The following is a 1,069-nucleotide window of genomic DNA, read 5'->3' on the forward strand; positions in this document are numbered from 1 at the left end:
AGCTTTGGGTCATTTTGGTGATGCGCGGCGTGCGGCGATGGGGAGCACGCTGGTCGAACGGGTGGTGGAGACCGGCTCGCTGGTCATACGCAAGCTCGGCGGCACCCGGGCGCGGGAGATTGCGATCCATCGGTTCCTGTCGGCCCCCTCGGTCACGTGCGGCGAAATGGTCGAGACGCTGGCGCATCGCACGGCCGTTGCCTGCCAAGGACGTCGGATTGTGGCGGCACAGGACACGACGGAGATCAATTTCGCCGGCCGCGAGGAGCGTCGCCGGGGGCTTGGGCCGGCGGGTGATGGCGTATCGGCGGGGTTTTTTCTGCATCCGGTGATCGCCATCGACAGCGAGACGGAGGCGGTGCTCGGCCTGCTCGACGCGAAGATCTGGACCCGCTCGGATGAGTTCGACGCGACACCTGCGCGCGAGCGAGCGCTGGAGGACAAGGAAAGCGTGCGGTGACTGGAAGGAGCTGCGCGCGCCGCCGAGCGATTGCCCGATGCCACTTTGGTCGTCGTCGTGGCCGATCGCGAGAGCGACATCTATGCGGGTTTTGCCAGGCGTCCTGCGTCGATCGACTTGATTGTCCGTGCCGCGCGAGATCGTGTGCTGGATGGCGGAGGCCGCCTGTTCGCTGCCCCCGAAGCTTGGCCTGAACTGGCCCGGACCGAGGTGCGTGTCGCGCCATCGCGCACCGGCGTTGCCGCACGGGTCGCAATCGTGGCGCTGCGCGCTGGAACGGTTGAGGTTTGCCGTCCGCGCCGTGGCGGCGACGCAGATGGGCCGGAGCATTTGTCCCTCACCATGATCGAGGCCCGCGAGATCGATGCCCCCAGCGGGAGTTCACCGCTGTTGTGGCGACTACTGACCACGCTCAAGGTCGCCAATGCCGCCGGAGCCGCGGAAATTGTGCGCTTATACCGGCTGAGATGGCGAATCGAAGAAATTTTCAGGTCCTTGAAAAGCGACGGCCTCAGGCTTGAAGAAACCCAGATGCAAGATGCCGGACGGTTGTTCAAGCTGGCCCTGATCGGTCTTGCCGCGGCGACCCGCACCGTTCAACTCGTCGAT

1 protein-coding gene and 1 pseudogene are annotated in these 1,069 nt (G+C 65.6%); both read left to right on the forward strand.

The features are described 5' to 3' along the window. Positions 1-460: pseudogene (locus L2A60_RS20530) on the forward strand (IS4 family transposase); the annotation flags it as partial. A 57-nt stretch (positions 461-517) separates the two neighbouring features. Continuing rightward, on the forward strand, positions 518-1,069 hold a 552-nt coding region (locus tag L2A60_RS20835; RefSeq protein WP_235706314.1), incomplete at its 3' end, for a transposase.

This window comes from Acidiphilium iwatense (assembly GCF_021556475.1).
Classification (GTDB): Bacteria; Pseudomonadota; Alphaproteobacteria; order Acetobacterales; family Acetobacteraceae; genus Acidiphilium; species Acidiphilium iwatense.